The sequence below is a fragment of the Pseudomonas asplenii genome (genome assembly GCF_001293465.1).
Lineage (GTDB): Bacteria > Pseudomonadota > Gammaproteobacteria > Pseudomonadales > Pseudomonadaceae > Aquipseudomonas > Aquipseudomonas fuscovaginae_B.
In genome coordinates this window covers 51525-66775 of sequence record NZ_JSYZ01000003.1, presented here as the reverse complement: position 1 = coordinate 66775, position 15251 = coordinate 51525, and the positions used below count along the sequence as shown (strand labels likewise).

10 protein-coding genes and 1 tRNA gene are annotated in these 15251 nt (G+C 66.1%); 1 reads left to right on the top strand and 10 read right to left on the bottom strand.

Features of this window, described 5'->3' with window-relative positions:
- Nucleotides 1-40: 40 nt before the first annotated feature.
- The 6 genes from PF66_RS04260 to PF66_RS04235 form a co-directional block, all read right to left on the bottom strand.
- Nucleotides 41-1252, bottom strand: coding sequence for a response regulator (locus PF66_RS04260; protein WP_054058209.1), 1212 nt, complete (start codon nt 1250-1252; stop codon nt 41-43).
- A gap of 136 nt (nt 1253-1388) precedes the next feature.
- Entirely contained in the window at nt 1389-2666 is a 1278-nt protein-coding gene (gabT, locus tag PF66_RS04255; RefSeq protein ID WP_054058208.1) for a 4-aminobutyrate--2-oxoglutarate transaminase, read from the bottom strand.
- Between the two features lie 175 nt (nt 2667-2841).
- The gene (gene gabD / locus PF66_RS04250; RefSeq protein ID WP_054058207.1) at nt 2842-4284 is read right to left on the bottom strand and encodes an NADP-dependent succinate-semialdehyde dehydrogenase; all 1443 of its coding nucleotides are present in this window, start codon (nt 4282-4284) and stop codon (nt 2842-2844) included.
- A 310-nt stretch (nt 4285-4594) separates the two neighbouring features.
- Nucleotides 4595-4912, bottom strand: a complete 318-nt coding sequence (locus PF66_RS04245) for a RebB family R body protein (protein ID WP_054058206.1) — start codon at nt 4910-4912, stop codon at nt 4595-4597.
- A gap of 46 nt (nt 4913-4958) precedes the next feature.
- The gene (locus PF66_RS04240; protein ID WP_054061972.1) at nt 4959-5495 is read right to left on the bottom strand and encodes a hypothetical protein; all 537 of its coding nucleotides are present in this window, start codon (nt 5493-5495) and stop codon (nt 4959-4961) included.
- Nucleotides 5492-5719, bottom strand: coding sequence for a RebB family R body protein (locus PF66_RS04235; protein ID WP_054058204.1), 228 nt, complete (start codon nt 5717-5719; stop codon nt 5492-5494). Before PF66_RS04235 ends, PF66_RS04240 begins: the two co-directional genes overlap by 4 nt.
- A gap of 217 nt (nt 5720-5936) precedes the next feature.
- On the opposite strand from PF66_RS04235, the gene PF66_RS04230 reads away from it, so the two are divergent.
- Nucleotides 5937-6013 (top strand) — tRNA-Arg (locus tag PF66_RS04230).
- Between the two features lie 71 nt (nt 6014-6084).
- Here PF66_RS04230 and PF66_RS04225 read toward each other — a convergent pair.
- The 4 genes from PF66_RS04225 to pgaB form a co-directional block, all read right to left on the bottom strand.
- A complete protein-coding gene (locus tag PF66_RS04225) occupies nt 6085-11301 on the bottom strand; it encodes a dermonecrotic toxin domain-containing protein (protein WP_054061971.1) in 5217 nt (1738 codons plus the stop codon).
- 71 nt (nt 11302-11372) lie between these two features.
- Entirely contained in the window at nt 11373-11888 is a 516-nt protein-coding gene (pgaD, locus tag PF66_RS04220) for a poly-beta-1,6-N-acetyl-D-glucosamine biosynthesis protein PgaD (protein ID WP_054061970.1), read from the bottom strand.
- Between the two features lie 2 nt (nt 11889-11890).
- Complete coding sequence (gene pgaC / locus PF66_RS04215) at nt 11891-13240, bottom strand: poly-beta-1,6-N-acetyl-D-glucosamine synthase (protein WP_054061360.1); 1350 nt, start codon at nt 13238-13240, stop codon at nt 11891-11893.
- A gap of 4 nt (nt 13241-13244) precedes the next feature.
- The gene (pgaB, locus tag PF66_RS04210; RefSeq protein WP_054062200.1) at nt 13245-15242 is read right to left on the bottom strand and encodes a poly-beta-1,6-N-acetyl-D-glucosamine N-deacetylase PgaB; all 1998 of its coding nucleotides are present in this window, start codon (nt 15240-15242) and stop codon (nt 13245-13247) included.
- Between the last annotated feature and the right edge of the window lie 9 nt (nt 15243-15251).

Here is a 15251-nt window from a genome sequence, read left to right as displayed (position 1 = left end):
ACCCGGCGCCCACAGGTTCGGAGGGCTGCACGAGGGCCGGTCAGTTCTTGCGCAGTCGCGTCAGGTCCGCCAGGCCGATCTTGAGCAGCCTGGCGGCACGGCTCCTGGCCACTTCCTCGATACTCTGGCTGGGCGTCAGGTGCGTCAGCTGGGCCGCCAGGTTCATCGACAGCGCCTCGCGGGAATACACCCCGCCACCAAGCTGGTAGACCGCCGCAATCAGCTCGCGCAGCTCCAGCGGCAGGCGCCAGCGGGTGCGCAGCGCCGAACCGTAGCTGGCGCCCAGCGCGAACAGCGACTCGCCGATCTGCTCGTCATCCAGCTCGCCGCCCGCCTGCCGCCATTCCTGCAGGCAACGCAACAGGGCCAGGTCGCCCAGGCGATGCAGCAGCCCGGCGCAATAGCAGCGCTCCTGGTCGAGGTCGTACATCCGCGCCAGGGTCCGGCCATACTCGGCGGTATGCAGCGACAACTGCCAGTAGCGCTCGGCGTAATCGGCCAGCGCGGCATCGCTGAGCTTGGCACTGCGCTTGAGGCTCAGGCCGAGGATCAGGTTCATGCTTTGCGCCGAACCGAGGCGCTGCAGGGCCTGGGCCAGGGTCTGCACGGCGCTGCCGTGATGCTGCGCCGCGCTGTTGGCGGCGGCGATCAGCACCGCAGTGATCTGCGGGTCGGTGCCGATTTCCTGCTCCAGCTGCTTCAGGTCGAGGCCGTGGGGGTTGAGGCTGCGTTTCACCGCGACCTGCACGTCGGCCATCAGCGGTGCGCCGTCCGATTGCTCACGGCGGCGTTCGAGGAAGGTCCTCAGGTCCATGCCCGGCGCCAGGGCCGGCACTTCGCAGAAGACGCTCTGCCCGGCATCGAGCAGCAGGTCCTGCAGGCGCTGGGTCAGGCCATCGACATTCAGCGGCTTGGTCAGGTAGGCGGTGGGTTGCAGCGGCAGGGCTTCGCGGACGCTGGCAACGTCGCTGCGCGAACTGATCAGAATGAACGGCAACAGGGGAGAACGTTTTTTCTGGCGCATGCTGTACAGCAGGCTCAGGCCATCGACCCCCGGCAACTCGCGGTCGGCAATCACCAGGTCGAAGGCTTGCTCGGTGAGTTGCTGCAGGGCGTCCTGGCCGTTGGCGCAAAGGGCCAGTTGTGCGTCGCAGCGCACGGTCAGCAATACCTGTTTCAACAGGTCCCGCGCCCAAGGGTCCGCCTCGGCAATCAACACACGGGGTACAGCGGGTAAATCCAAGGCACTCATCTTGCACTCTCCGAGGGCAGTCCTGACACATTAGTCAAAACTGACCGGCAGGTACAACCGCCAGCCCCCGCAACCGGCCGTCGTGACACAAAAAAACCCGCCGAAGCGGGTCTTTTTGTCCAGCCCATCACCCGGCTCAGAGTTCAGCGAAGCACTCTTCGATGATCGCCAGGCCCTTGTCCAGTTGCTCGTCCGGCGAGGTCAGCGGAACCAGCACGCGCAGGACGTTGCCGTAGGTGCCGCAGGACAGCAGGATCAGGCCCTTGTCACGGGCCTTGGCGACGATCTGCGCGACGGCTGCCGCGTTCGGCTTGTGGGTGTCGCCGTCGTCGAACAGCTCGACCGCGATCATCGCGCCCAGGGCACGCACATCACCGATCACCGGGTACTTGGCCTGGATTTTCTTCAGACCGGCCACCAGGCGCTCGCCGACCGCCTTGCTGCGGTCCAGCAGCTGCTCCTCCTCGAACACTTCCATCACGGCCAGGGCAGCGGCGCAGGCGATCGGGCTACCGGCGTAGGTGCCGCCCAGGCCGCCTGGAGCGATGGCGTCCATGTACTCGGCCTTGCCGCACACGCCGGCCAGCGGGAAGCCGCCGGCGATGGACTTGGCGAAGGTGGTCAGGTCAGGCGCGACGCCCATCTGCTCCATGGCAAAGAAGGTACCGGTACGACCGGCACCGGTCTGCACTTCGTCGGCGATCAGCAGGATGCCGTGCTGGTCGCACAGGGCACGCAGGCGCTTCATGAACTCTTTGGGCGCAACGTAGAAACCGCCTTCGCCCTGTACCGGCTCGATGATGATCGCGGCGATGTCACGTGGCTCGGCGTCGTTCTTGAAGATGCGCTCGATGCTGGCGATGGAATCGTCAATGCTCACGCCGTGCAGTTCGTTCGGGTACAGCGCGCGGAAGATGCCGCCTGGCATCAGGCCCATGCCGGCCGAGTAGGGCACGACCTTGCCGGTCAGGCCCAGGGTCATCATGGTACGGCCGTGGTAGGCGCCGGTGAAGGCGATCACGCCAGCGCGGCCAGTGGCGGCACGGGCGATCTTCACGGCGTTCTCGACGGCTTCGGAACCGGTGGTGACCAGCAGGGTTTTCTTGGCGAAGTCGCCTGGAACGCGGGCGTTCACTTTCTCGCACAGTTCCACGTACGGCTCGTAGGCCAGGACCTGGAAGCAGGTGTGGGTCAGCTTGTTCAGTTGCTCGGTCACCGCGGCGATGATTTTCGGGTGCACGTGACCGGTGTTCAGTACGGCGATACCGCCAGCGAAGTCGATGAACTCGCGGCCTTCGACGTCAGTCACCGTGGCATTCTTCGCCGAGTCGGCGAAGATCGGGTGGATCTGGCCGACGCCGCGTGGAACGGCGGCCTGGCGGCGTTGCATCAGGGATTCGTTGGTCTTGCTCATATTGTCCTCATTCACCGCTCATCGGGCGGCGTGGTTCAAGGATGACGCGGCAGGGAGAGCACTGCACCAGCATACGATGATCGACTGGCACAGGGTTCCGGCCACATTGAAGTGACGTTTGAAACGCGACAGGAGCAGCGCTCTCGTGCCCCTGTCGCCGAAGCATCCGACCGGGTTAGACGCCCAGGCAGAGGTATTTGATTTCCAGGTAGTCTTCGATGCCGTACTTGGAACCTTCGCGGCCCAGGCCCGAGGCCTTGATACCGCCGAACGGCGCGACTTCGTTGGAGATCAGCCCGGTGTTGACGCCGACCATGCCGTACTCCAGTGCCTCGGCCACGCGGAACACACGGCCCAGGTCACGGGCGTAGAAGTAGGAAGCCAGGCCGAACTCGGTGTCGTTGGACATCGCGATGACGTCGGCCTCGTCCTTGAAGCGGAACAGCGGTGCCAGCGGACCGAAGGTTTCTTCCTTGGCCACGGCGGCGTTGTTCGGCACGTTGACCAGCACGGTCGGCTCGAAGAAGTTGCCTTCCATCGCGTTGCCGCCGGTCAGCACGGTAGCACCTTTGCTCAAGGCGTCGGCGATGTGCTCCTTGACCTTGGCCACGGCCTTCTCGTCGATCAGCGGACCGGTGGTGGTGCCTTCTTCCAGGCCGTTGCCGATCTTCAGCTTGGCCACCGCCGCCTTCAGTTTCTCGGCGAAGGCATCGTAGACACCTTCCTGCACGTACAGGCGGTTGGCGCAGACGCAGGTCTGGCCGTTGTTGCGGTACTTGGAGATGATCGCGCCCTCGACCGCCTTGTCCAGGTCGGCGTCGTCGAACACGATGAAGGGCGCGTTGCCGCCCAGTTCCAGGGACACCTTCTTGATGTCCTGGGCACATTCGGCCATCAGCTGGCGACCGATTTCGGTCGAACCGGTGAAGGACAGCTTGCGCACGATCGGGTTGCCGGTCAGTTCGCCGCCGACTTCGCCGGCGCTGCCGGTGACCACGCTGAACACGCCTTGCGGGATGCCGGCGCGCTGGGCCAGCTCAGCCAGGGCCAGGGCCGAGAACGGGGTCTGCGATGCGGGCTTGAGCACCATGGTGCAACCGGCGGCCAGGGCCGGGCCGGCCTTGCGGGTGATCATCGCGGCCGGGAAGTTCCACGGGGTGATCGCGGCGGTGACGCCGATCGGCTGCTTGATCACGATCAGGCGCTTGTCCGGCTGGTGGCCGGGGATCACGTCACCATAGACGCGCTTGGCTTCTTCGGCGAACCACTCGATGAAGGAGGCGGCGTAGGCGATTTCGCCCTTGGCTTCGGCCAGCGGCTTGCCCTGTTCGAGGGTCATCAGGCGGGCCAGGTCGTCCTGGTTCTCGATCATCAGTTCGAACCAGCGGCGCAGCTTGTTGGAACGCTCCTTGGCGGTCAGGGCACGCCAGGCCGGCAGGGCCTTGTCGGCAGCCTCGATGGCACGGCGGGTTTCGGCGGCGCCCATCTTCGGCACGGTACCCAGGATTTCGCCCGTGGCCGGGTTGTTGACCTTGATCGTCTGACCATTGTCCGCGTCGGCCCATGCCCCGTTGATGAAGGCTTGCTGGCGGAACAACTGGGTATCTTTGAGCTGCATGTAGGCTTTCCTTAACAGCACCGCGCACGCGCGGAGCGAATTATTGATTGTAGAAAGGCGCCTTGGGGGCTGCCGTCAGGAAATTCATTCACCGGGCCGAAGCACATAAATAGCGCACATGCGATCGATGTGCGGTTCAGCACCCAGACAGGAGCGTTTGAAATCTCAAACGAATCCTAGGAGCAATGGGGTCAAAGGACAATAGTCTGTTCGAAAAAAAGAACGAGAATAGACCACCGGCGGGGATTTTTCTGATCAACGTCATCTTGGGCCCGGCGCTGCGCCTGGCAGCACGGGGCCCGCCAGACAATCACTTGGACTGGAAGGATTTCAGCACGGTCAGCAGGCTGGTGAGGTTGTCGGAAACCCCGGTCTGCGCGATTTTCTCGTTGGCACCGGCGGCCGCGGTCGTGTCCAGGCTGTAGATCTGCATCACACCCTGGGTGGCGGCCGCCTGGGCCAGGGTGTTCTGCTGTTGCTGGGTACTCACCGCATTCTCGAACAGGATGCCGGTGGAATGGGCCATGGACTGGTAGAGGCTGCCCAGGGCCATGGCGGGTGCTTCGGCCACGGTCTGGACGTTCGACTGGGTGACGGCATCCGTGATCTGCGGGTTCACTTCGGTCATGATCTGACTCCTTGTGCTGGACGATAGGGCCTGTTGCGAATGTCGTTCACTCGGAAGACGTGCGTTCGCAAAGATGCGCGCTGAAGCGGGCAATGCTCTGGTCGATGCGCTCGATCGCCCCGGTCACCGCCTCGGCGTCCAGTACCCCGGTGGCCGCGGCCACTGCGGCGGCGCCACTGACCAGCAGGTGAGTGTTGAGCGCGCCCAGGGCGCTTTCGTTGGCCGCATCGAGATCATCCTTGAGAATGCTCTCGGTCATCTGCCTTAGCAATACCCCCTGGGAAGCCAGGGCCAGCTTGGTGACCCCGTCGAAGTAGCTGGCCGCCGACTGCGCGACCAGGCCGCTGGCCTGGCGGGTCAGCAACTCCGGACCCAGTGCCGACAGCGCCGGCACCTGGGCCGTCAACTGGGCATTGATCAGGTTCACCGCCTCGACGATCTGCCGGTTCAGGGCCTCGTTGCCGATGCCGGCGGCGGCCTGCTTGAGCAACTGTTCGTTGAGTTCTCCCAACAGCGCCGATGCCGTTGCCGCCGGATCCTGCGCCGGTTGTTGCTGGGCGCCAGCCTGGTCCTCGCTGCTCATGAGCGCCCTCCTACCGCGAGAATCTGCTGCACGGCGGACGCCACCGTGGCATTGCCGATGATGTTCAGCGCCTGCTGTTGGCTGACCGCATTCTGCAGGGCCAGGCTGACCGCGTGGCTGCTGACCTGGCAGAGCGAAGCGATCGCCGTGGCGGGCGCGCTACCGACGACCTGGACGTTCGACTGGGTGACCGCGTCGGTGATTTGCGGGTTGACGGTGGACATGCCTCTCTCCTGGAAGTGGCGACAACGAGGAAAACGCTCGGCGAACCCGTAGCAGGAGAACGATAGATCAGTTGCGCCAAAGCGCCAGAAAGCGCCCTGCCGGGGAATCCGTGCCACTGGCGTGCAGGAAAATGAGCCGCCGGGACAGGATAAGGTCGACGGCTGAAAACCACCGTGGACGCCCAAGGCCGAGATAGGTATGATGGCGCCCGCACAAGCACTCGTAGCTCAGCTGGATAGAGTACTGCCCTCCGAAGGCAGGGGTCGTGGGTTCGAATCCCGCCGAGTGCGCCATCTTTCGAAAATGCCCTGGATCGTCGATCCGGGGCATTTTTGTTTTCAGGGTACCGACAGCGCTCAGCCATCTAGGCGACTCGAATGAAGAACACCACGATCCGCTGCGAATCCGGCACCCGCTGCAACCCGGCGACCAGCTTCACCAGCCGCCCCTGCTCCAGCGCCTCCCTGGCCGGTCGCAGCCTCTCGCTGTAGCCGATCGAACGGGTATCGACCAGCCGGCGCAGCCAGTCATCCGTCAGTTGCAGCGGTGCCCCCCGGGAACGGAACAGCTCCAGGGCATCGGTACCGGTCCACTTGAGCAGGAGCAGGTAACGGTGCTCGGAACCCGGGTGGGTGCACTCCAGGTTGACCGAGATGAAGGAGCGGCCCTTGGGTACCTCGTTGACCACGAAACCATGGCGCAGGAGGACGTCTTTGACGGCGCGCTCGGCGTGCAGGGACAGGTCCATGACGCGGTGCCGTCCCTCGACATCGAAAAAGCGCGGGTTGATGACGTGGGAAGGCTCGAAGTCCAGTCGGGAAAAGCCCGCCTCCCCCTCCGGCAGACCGATACGAAAGAGCCGTCGGGCAGTTCGGCCGTCCAGCTCCCTGAACAGCACATGCAGGTCCACCCCCCGGGTACCCCAGGTCTCCAGCGTGCGCTTGAGCGCCACCATGCGGCTGGCAGTGACTGCCGTGCCGCCGCCGGTGTCGGAACGCTCGATCAGTCGATTGAGCGTACGGACCCGGCTGTCCGCGGTCATGCGCCTGGTGAGGGGTTCGAGCAGCTCTCGTCCGGGAGCGTCGAACAAGGGCGCGCGTGGCGTCCAGATGCCGGTTCGTGGGTCGAAACTCACCGGGATCGGCTGCTGGTCCAGGTGGGACCACCAATGCTCGAATTCGCTCAGCGCCAGATCGGCCAACGGGCCAGGACGCCTGATGAAAACGATCTCGGGCTCGATGTCCGAGCCATCGGCCAGCAGTTCGAAATAACGATCGTCGAGCTTCAACAGGCGGGCATCGCTGCCCCGCCGTCGGTACAGGTCCTGGCCTGTCGGCAGCTCCACGACTTCGTCCTCGGCCAGTGCCAGGCCCCAGTTCCTCCAGTGCGTGGATGACACGGCCGGACGGCGGCTCATCCACTCCGGTCGCAACATCGGAGCAGGTGCCGGCGCGGGGCTCGGCCTCGTTTCCCAGGGCCGGTGGAAAGGGCTGCGACTGGGCCCCGGCTGCGGTTCGGGGGCGTCGGCACGCAACAGGTGCTCACCCGACTCGCGGATGTACAGGATCAACTCGTTCGGCTGTGCGGCCGTCCGCTTCAGGCGCAGGACCTGCTCGCCCTTGGGCCGGTAGACCTCATAGCGATGCACGCCGTCGCTGATGAACTGCACGCCGTTTTTCACCTGGCTGCCGGCGTTGGTCGGGCCGTGCAGGCGTACCCCATCATCCCCGGCGATGTTCGCCGCATAGCCCGGGAGTGGCGGTGCGGGACGGCTGCCCGCATCGAGCCTTTTCAGCGCGGCAGCGCCCTTGACATATAACGTGCGGCGCCGACCGATGCTTCTCAGCGCCGCCCGTGCCCAGTTGCCCAGGGCGGCCCGTGCCGGCCGGGCGCCTGCGGCCAGCGGATAGACGATCGGGGCGACATCGATGAGGGTCATGTGCACCGCCTTGAACAGCTCGAACGCATCGCGCGGATCACCACTGCGGGAGAACCGGCGCAAGGCCGCGGCACTATCGTGGACGTCGACGGCGATGCTGGCGATCGGCACCACCGACAACACCCTCAGCCAGTACGCCGTGCGCTGCTCGTGCTCATGCACCTCGCGCTGCTGCGCCAGTTGCCAGCTGGAGTTCGAGACCACCCTGGCGCGCTGCTGCGCCTGCAGCACAAGGGCGTGGGCGAGGATCAGCGCCAGGTCCGAACGCGGGGTCTTCTCCAGGCGCAGCCAATGCCCGGGATTCTGCCCGATCTCGCGCAGGACTTCCTGCCTGAGCGCCTCGGGCCCCGGAAAAGGCTGCTCCACCTCGCTGTTCCACCAGCTCCGGATGACCTTGAACAGCCAGCCAGGTCTGGCCGTCAACAGCGGCTCGGCCAGCGCAGCGGTCGTCGCCGGCTCCAGGCCAGCGTCCGGGCAGGCCATGGCAGGCGTCCGCTCGGCGGGGTACTGCGCGATGACCTCTGCCGCCCAGCCCACCGCCAGGCGCTGGGCGATATCCCCAGCCCGTTGCAACGCCTGCCCACCGTCGACCAGCGCCCGCTGCGCCGCCAGCAGATCCGGGTACTCGGTCAGCACCTGGGCATGGGGCGCCCCCGGCAGGTAGACCACGGTCATGCCGGACACCCTGTCGCGGATCGCCACGGCATTGCCGACATGCCGGGCCTTGGCGAAGGCCCGGCCGGCGAAGGTGATGAAGTACAACTCCGGTGCCGGAGCGTCGTGGCGCGGGTTCGCGACAGGTGTGTCGTTCAGGGCCTGTTCGAACAGCCGCGCGGCCTGCTCACCGAGCCCCTGTTGTCGCGCGCTGAACAGTTCCAGGCGAGCCCGCTGGCGAACCAGACGATCCAGCAGTGCCCGCTCAAAGGCCGGCACCGCTTCGCTGCGGGGGTCGTCGACACCGTAGAAAGCCTGCTGGATCAATGTGTCGTACTGCCCGCCCAGGTCCAGGGCGGAGATGGTCGAGATCAGGTAGTCCGGCGTCAGGCGCTGCTGCCACGCGGAGTCCAGGATCCGCCCCTGCTGCAGCCGCAGTCGGGTGCCGGGCGCTTGCGGGTCGAGGTTCTCCAGGGCCAGTTGCAGGAAACTGTAGCGGTGCCGTTGCTCGCTGACCACCGTCTTCGGGCCGGCCCCGCCGACCGGATTCTCGGGATGCCCGACCCACACCCGCTCGACGCTGTCGGGCAGGTCGAACAACGGCTTGTCGATCTCCAAGCCCGGATGAAGGCCGTCCTGCCTGAGCCGCTCGATGAGCTTCCCGCGGGCGAAGTCATCCAGGTCCGGCAGACGCTGTTCCAGGCGCCGGGTCAGGGCCTGCGCGCTCAGTTGACAGGACCTCAGCAGGCGAGCGTACTGCTGGCGCCTGCCGAACGTCGCCTGCGCCAGCCAGGCGGGCAGCTCACGGGCCTGGGCAGCCGTCAGTTGCAGGGCGGCGATGTTCTCCAGCGCCTGCTCACGGGCGTCATGCTCCGGGACATTCAGGCTCTGCTCCAACTCATGGGCGAGCATCTGCAACGAGCTGCGCGCATCGCCGATTTCCGAGAAGGGTCGCAGCCCACCTTCGATCGCCTGGCAGAGCCGCAGGTGCTCGCGGATCTGCTGTCGCAGCCCGTGCCGCACGGCATCCGCGGCGATGACCCGGTAATGCACGGGCACCCGCGCCCCTGGAGCCAACTGACGCAGCCAGTCGCGTAGCGCACCGCGCCGGTCCCGGGCAACCAGCGGCCAAAGGGTCTCACATTCAGGGTCGAGCAGGGTCAGGCCCAGTTGCTGCGACAGGCTTTCGAGGCTGACGAACACGGCCAGGCCACCCAGCCGGCCTGGCACGAACAGCCATGTCGCGGTGTTCAGTTGCGGATCCGCCAGGGCCTGACGGGTGGTGACGATGCAGGCCCCGGTCAGCGCCCAGGACGAATCCTCAGGTCCCACCGCAATGCCTGCCACCTGGGTATCGAGCGCCGTTCGCGACGCAGCCGGAAGGACATCGAGCAGACGCTCCAGCTCAGGTTGCTCGATCAGCCCGAGCTGCCGTTGCATCCGCGCCTCATGCAACAGGGCCTGGCAGTGACCATCGAGCAGCCTGTCGGTCAGCTCGACACCCTGCTCGTCCTTGCCGCTCCAGAATGCTGGCCGGGCATAACTGTCACGGTCCCGCAGCAGTTCACGGACACGGGCCACCTGCCGCAGCCACGGCTCATGATCGTCCAGTAACGCCTTGGGCTGCGAGCCTGCATGTTGCTCGAACAGCTTGAGCAGGCCGCGCTCCTGTTCGCGAACCTTGCCTTGCCGCAGATGCAGGGGAATGTCGGCGGCCAGGCTGCCAAAGGTGATCGCCAGCATCCCGTGCCGTTCATCACTGCGCAGCAGGCGTGCGAGCAGCGGGCGAATCGCCGGCAGGTGGGCCAACGCGCCACGGGTCTGCTGCATGGCCTCTATGGCCTGCAAGGGTTCCAGGCCTGCGCTGTCGGTCGACAACTGCGGCAACAGGCGGGCCGTATTGAGCTGCAACGCAGCGGCCCACTCGCTGGCCAGTTGCGTTTCCAGTCGGGCCAGGGCGCTGTGGGCCAGGGCATCGTCGGCCAGTGGCGCACATTCCAGGAAACCATAAGGCAGGGCGGTAGGATCCGCCGGGGCAAACAGCTGGTGACGTTCCTGCAGCGGCAGCAGTTGCCAGGCTGAATAGTTGCCCGGCGCATTGAGGTGCGTTGGCAGTTCGCGCTGCAGTTCGGCCAGGTTGGTGAACTCGAAGAACTCCTCGGCCACCCCCGGTACGTAGACGATCTGTCGACCGGACAGCTCGCTGCCCGAACTCCACAGGTGCAGGGCGCCACTGAGCCTGGGGGCAACCTGGCCGACACCCGGCCAGACCAGTTCCGACACCGCCAGTTTGGCCCAACGCCCGCCGGCAAGTGCCCGGGCCTGGGCCGACGGTGTGTCCAGCAGGCCCATCAGCATTGCCGTTGCCGCCGGGGACAGCACGCCAAGGCCATGGGCAAGCAACACCTTGTCGTGAAACAGCCGCTTGTGCAGCTCGACCAGCCGCTCCCGGCGGGAAACGTGGCTGCCCTGCGCCGGCTGCTGCCAGTAGTGGAGCAGACTGGCGGCGATGCTGGAGGCCAGCCCCAAGGCCTGGAGGCGTGCCAGGATCTGATCGGGTGTCAGTGCCAACGGGCTGTCCGGCTCGCCAGCCAGTGTCAGCCGCGTTCCCGTTTGCAGGGAGAGGAATGGATTGCGCAACATCGACAGGGCGAGTTGTATCAGGCTGCGTTCCGTCTGCCCACTTTCCCGGCCCGCAGGAGCGCTGAACAGCAGGCGCTGCGGATCATGCCCAAAGGCTTCGCGCAGCAGTTGCCCGAGCACGACATCGATCTGCGGTGCCCGCTCCAGCAGTCGCCCGAGTTCGCGTTGGCTATCGAGACCGCGCGTCAATGCCGCCTGGAGCCGATTGAGCGACAGGCTGGGATGCCGCGAAGCGGCCAGGTGCTTGAACAGTCGCTCTTCGAAACGCTTGAGCAGCAGGTTGTCGGGCACCGGCAACACCGCCGCCCGAGCCGTGCTGGCCGGGTCCTGCTGGAGGCTCTCCATGAGCTTTCCCTCTTTTCCATGAAAAAAGGCAAAGCCTAAGGCGCCAGTTGCCAGGTCCAGGCGTTAGATAATTAGCCCTGCGGCTTGCCATCCCCCTCCGACGGCAGGCGGATCACATGCGGATGCGCCGGCGGCGCCAGGGGCGAAGGCTGCTCGCCCGGCTCGACCCGATACAGATGGGTGATCACCTCGCGCACCCCGCCGTCCTCGTCGTTGTGCACGATCATCGAGCCGGACTCGCGCATCCGCGCGAACTTGTCCTCGCTCAACCGGAAGCTGCGGCTCAGCCCGTCGTCGCCGACCACCGGCGGGGCCAGGCGCCGTTGCGCAAAGCCACGGCTCTTGCGCTGCTGATAACGGGCCCAGGTGATCAGCACCAGCGCATTCAGCAAGGCCACCCACAGGTAGATCTGCAGGGTGTCGAGAGCCTTGAAGAACGAAATGTCGATGCGCGGGCCGGCGTGGCCGTCGAACATCGGCCACAGCCCCTCGACCAGCAGATACAGGAGGCCGGCCCAGGCCAACAGGGTGACCAGCGTATCGATGAGCACCATCAGGGGATGCTGGCGGGTCTTGATGATTTTCATGCTCACACCTTCTGCTTGTCGCCATCGAACGGCTTGATGCCCCGGTCCGGGCTGACCCAGCGGGCCCGCCTGCCGGCCTGGCCGAACAGCACCCGGGGAAAGCTGACCAGGGTGGTGAACAGGCTGATGAGCCAGAACACCAGGGGGTACCAGATCACCCAGAACATGATCTTCCACAGGTCCCGTTCATAGCGGCGGTCGATCAGCACACTGACCGCGAACTGCCCCAGGCAGACCACCGCCAGCAGCAACCCGGTAAAGGCCGGGGGCAGGATGCGCTGCACGTTGATCGCCTCCGGCAGTTCGATGAACAGGCCCAGGCAGTAGAAGATGATCGACAGCACGAAGGTGAACGCCCAGCCGGTGGACAGGCAGTACTCGAACAGCAGTGGCCACAGGTAGCGATGGCGCCAGTGCCAGATACCGCGCACGTTCTTGAACAGCACTTCCGCCCCGCCCCGGGCCCAGCGCAGCCGCTGCTTCCACAGCCCGCGCAGGGTTTCCGGCATGAGGATCCAGCACAGCGCCCGAGGCTCGTAGAACACGCTCCAGTGATCGAGCTGCAGCTTCCAGCTGATGTCGATGTCCTCGGTGATCATGTCCGGGCTCCAGTAGCCCACCCGGTCGAGCGCCGTGCGGCGGAAGGCGCAGACCACCCCGGAGACCGTGAAGATCCGCCCGAACACCCGTTGGGTGCGCTTGATCAGGCCGATGATCGAGGAGAACTCGCCGACCTGGACCCGCCCGACCAGGGTCGAGCGGGTGCGGATCCGCGGGTTGCCGGTGACCGCGCCCAGCCGCGGGTTCTGCAGCAACGGTGCGACCAGGTAGGCGGCGGTATGCGGCGCCAGCAGCGCGTCGCCATCGATGCACACCAGGTACTCGCTGCGAGCCGCCACCGCGCCCATGCTCAGGGCCACCGCCTTGCCCTGGTTCTGAGCCAGGTGAATGACCCGCAGGCGCGGGTCCTGCAGCGCCAGCTCGTCGAGCATCTGCCCGGTGTTGTCGCTGGAACCGTCGTTGATGGCGATCACTTCGATGTTCGGGTAATGCTGGGCCAGTGCCGCGTCGATGGTCTCGGCAACATTGTCGCCCTCGTTGAAGCAGGGGATCAGGATCGAGATCAGCGGCTCGCCCGGCAACGGCGGCGGCAGGGTATCGGCCTCCCAGGGCCAGTGCCGCTCCCAGTGCAGCCAGAAGTACAGGCCGCCGGCCATCCACAGGCCCGACATGAACAACGGGTAGAAGAACACGAAGTCCATCAGGAATTGCCCGGTGACCAGGAAAATCACGCCCAGGGGAAAACCGAGGACGAGCGCCAGGACGATCAGTGCCACGATTCGATCCATCATGATCTTAAGGATTCCACTTGTTGGAAAGTGCCGGACGCACCACCTGCACGGCTGGGCGGCCATCGAGGAAGTTGTCCGGGTAGTAGCCGAAGCTGGTGGCGCCCTTGCGCTTGAGCTGGCCCATCCATTGCACCAACTGTTCGCCGTCCAGATCCTGCGCCGGCTGGCTGCGCCAGTCCCGCGCCTGCAGTTCGAACACCGTGCGCTTGAGGGCACCGGGGCGCTGTCCGACCTTGTCGACCAGCGCCTGCAGCCAGTCGGCCGCGTGCCGCTCGCTCTGCCCTTCCATCAAGGGCATGGCCATCGGCGCGGTCCAGTCGTAGTTGGCGAGGAAGTCATCGAGATTCTGCGCGAACCAGGCCTCGCTCTGCGGGTTCAGTACCGGTTCGGCGAACAGGTTGCGCGCGGTCTGCACCTGCGGCCCGCGAATGGCCCGGACCTTGGCGGTCAGCTCATGGGTGAAGTCGATCAGGTAGCGGCTCTTGAAACGCGCCCAGCGTTGCAACGTGGCCGGATCGTCGCGCAAGGCACCGATACTGTCCGGCAGACCGGCGGCGGCGTAGGTCCGCAGCGCCTGCGGGCTGGCATCCTCGAAGTCGGACAGCACGGCATCGTCGTGATAGAGGATGCCGTCGACCGAGGTCAGCCGGGCCAGGTCCTCGTAGATCTCGCCGACCACCCGGCGTACCTCGGGGTCGAACGGCGACAGGCGCCGATACTGTTGTGGATCGACCGCAACCTGCCCGGTGGCCGGGTCCCAGCGGCTGACCCGCGGCAGCTTTTCATCCAGGGCGAAGCTGAGCACCGGCATCCAGGCGAACACCTGGACATGGGCGCGGGTGCGCAACTGCCAGGCGACCCGGTCGAACAGGTCGGCACGCACCGGCAGGTGCCGGTTGGGGAAGTACAGTGAGCGGGCCAGGCCGTCGCCCGTCGGGTCGGCGAAGGCCTGCAGGAACACGGTGCTGGCGCCCAGGTCGGCGATGCGCTGCACCAGCCGGCCGAGGTTGGCTTCCTGCTGGCCCGGATCCGGGTCGTAGACGTTGTCCAGGTCGACATGCACCACCCGCATCGGCACGTGGTCCTGCATCGCCACGACGCTGCTGGCGAAGTGCACCAGATCCGGGTCGGAAGACACCAGCAGGCGCGGGCTGTTCAACAGTTGATCGAGGCTGTCGATACCGTCATCCAGGGTCAGGGCGACCTGGTAACCCTGGCTTTCGATCACCTTCAGCGCCGTGCCATCGGCGACGCCGTAGGGCCAGACCCAGACCCGTGGCGAGTACCCGGTGGCCGCGCGGATCTTCGCCGAGATCGCCTGCACGTCGGCCCGCAGGCGCGCCTGGAACTCGGCCTCGCTTTCATAGCGGCCGGTCTTGGCGTCGTAGCGGCGGGTCGCCGCCGCCGGTTGCAGGTTGCCCTGGGGGTTGGCGAGCACGCCCTGGTGGCTGGCATTGGTGTGGGCGGCGATTTCCACCAGCCCGGAAGCCGCCACTTCGCGGATCTGGGCCCAGCTCAGGAACTGCGAGCGCGGGCGCAGTTGGCCAGCGAAATCCACCGGTTTGTCCGTCGGCGTGTCGATCCACACACCGACCGGCGCCAGCACCGCCGGCCAATGATAGCTGCGCAGCAGCGGCATCACCCGGGTGTAGAAGCTCGAGTAGCCATCGTCGAAGGTCAGCAGCACCGCCTTGGGCGGCAGCTCCGGGCCGCCGTTGCGCGCCGCCAGGATCTGATCCACGCTCACGGGCCGGTAGCCGTTCTCGCGCAACCAGGCCAACTGGTCGACCAGCCGTTCGGTGCGCACCGCGACGACTTCCTGGTCGGGGTCGCGGTCCTGGACATCGTGGTAGGTCAGGCTCAGGAAGTGGTTTTTCGGCCAAGGCGCCTCGTTGGCCGGCACCGGCCGCTGCGCCGGCGCGACGAACTCGGCCGGAGCCTGCGCGCAGGCTCCGGCCAGCAAGGCTCCCAGCAACAGGACGCAACGCGTGATCAGAAGCATCATCCACCT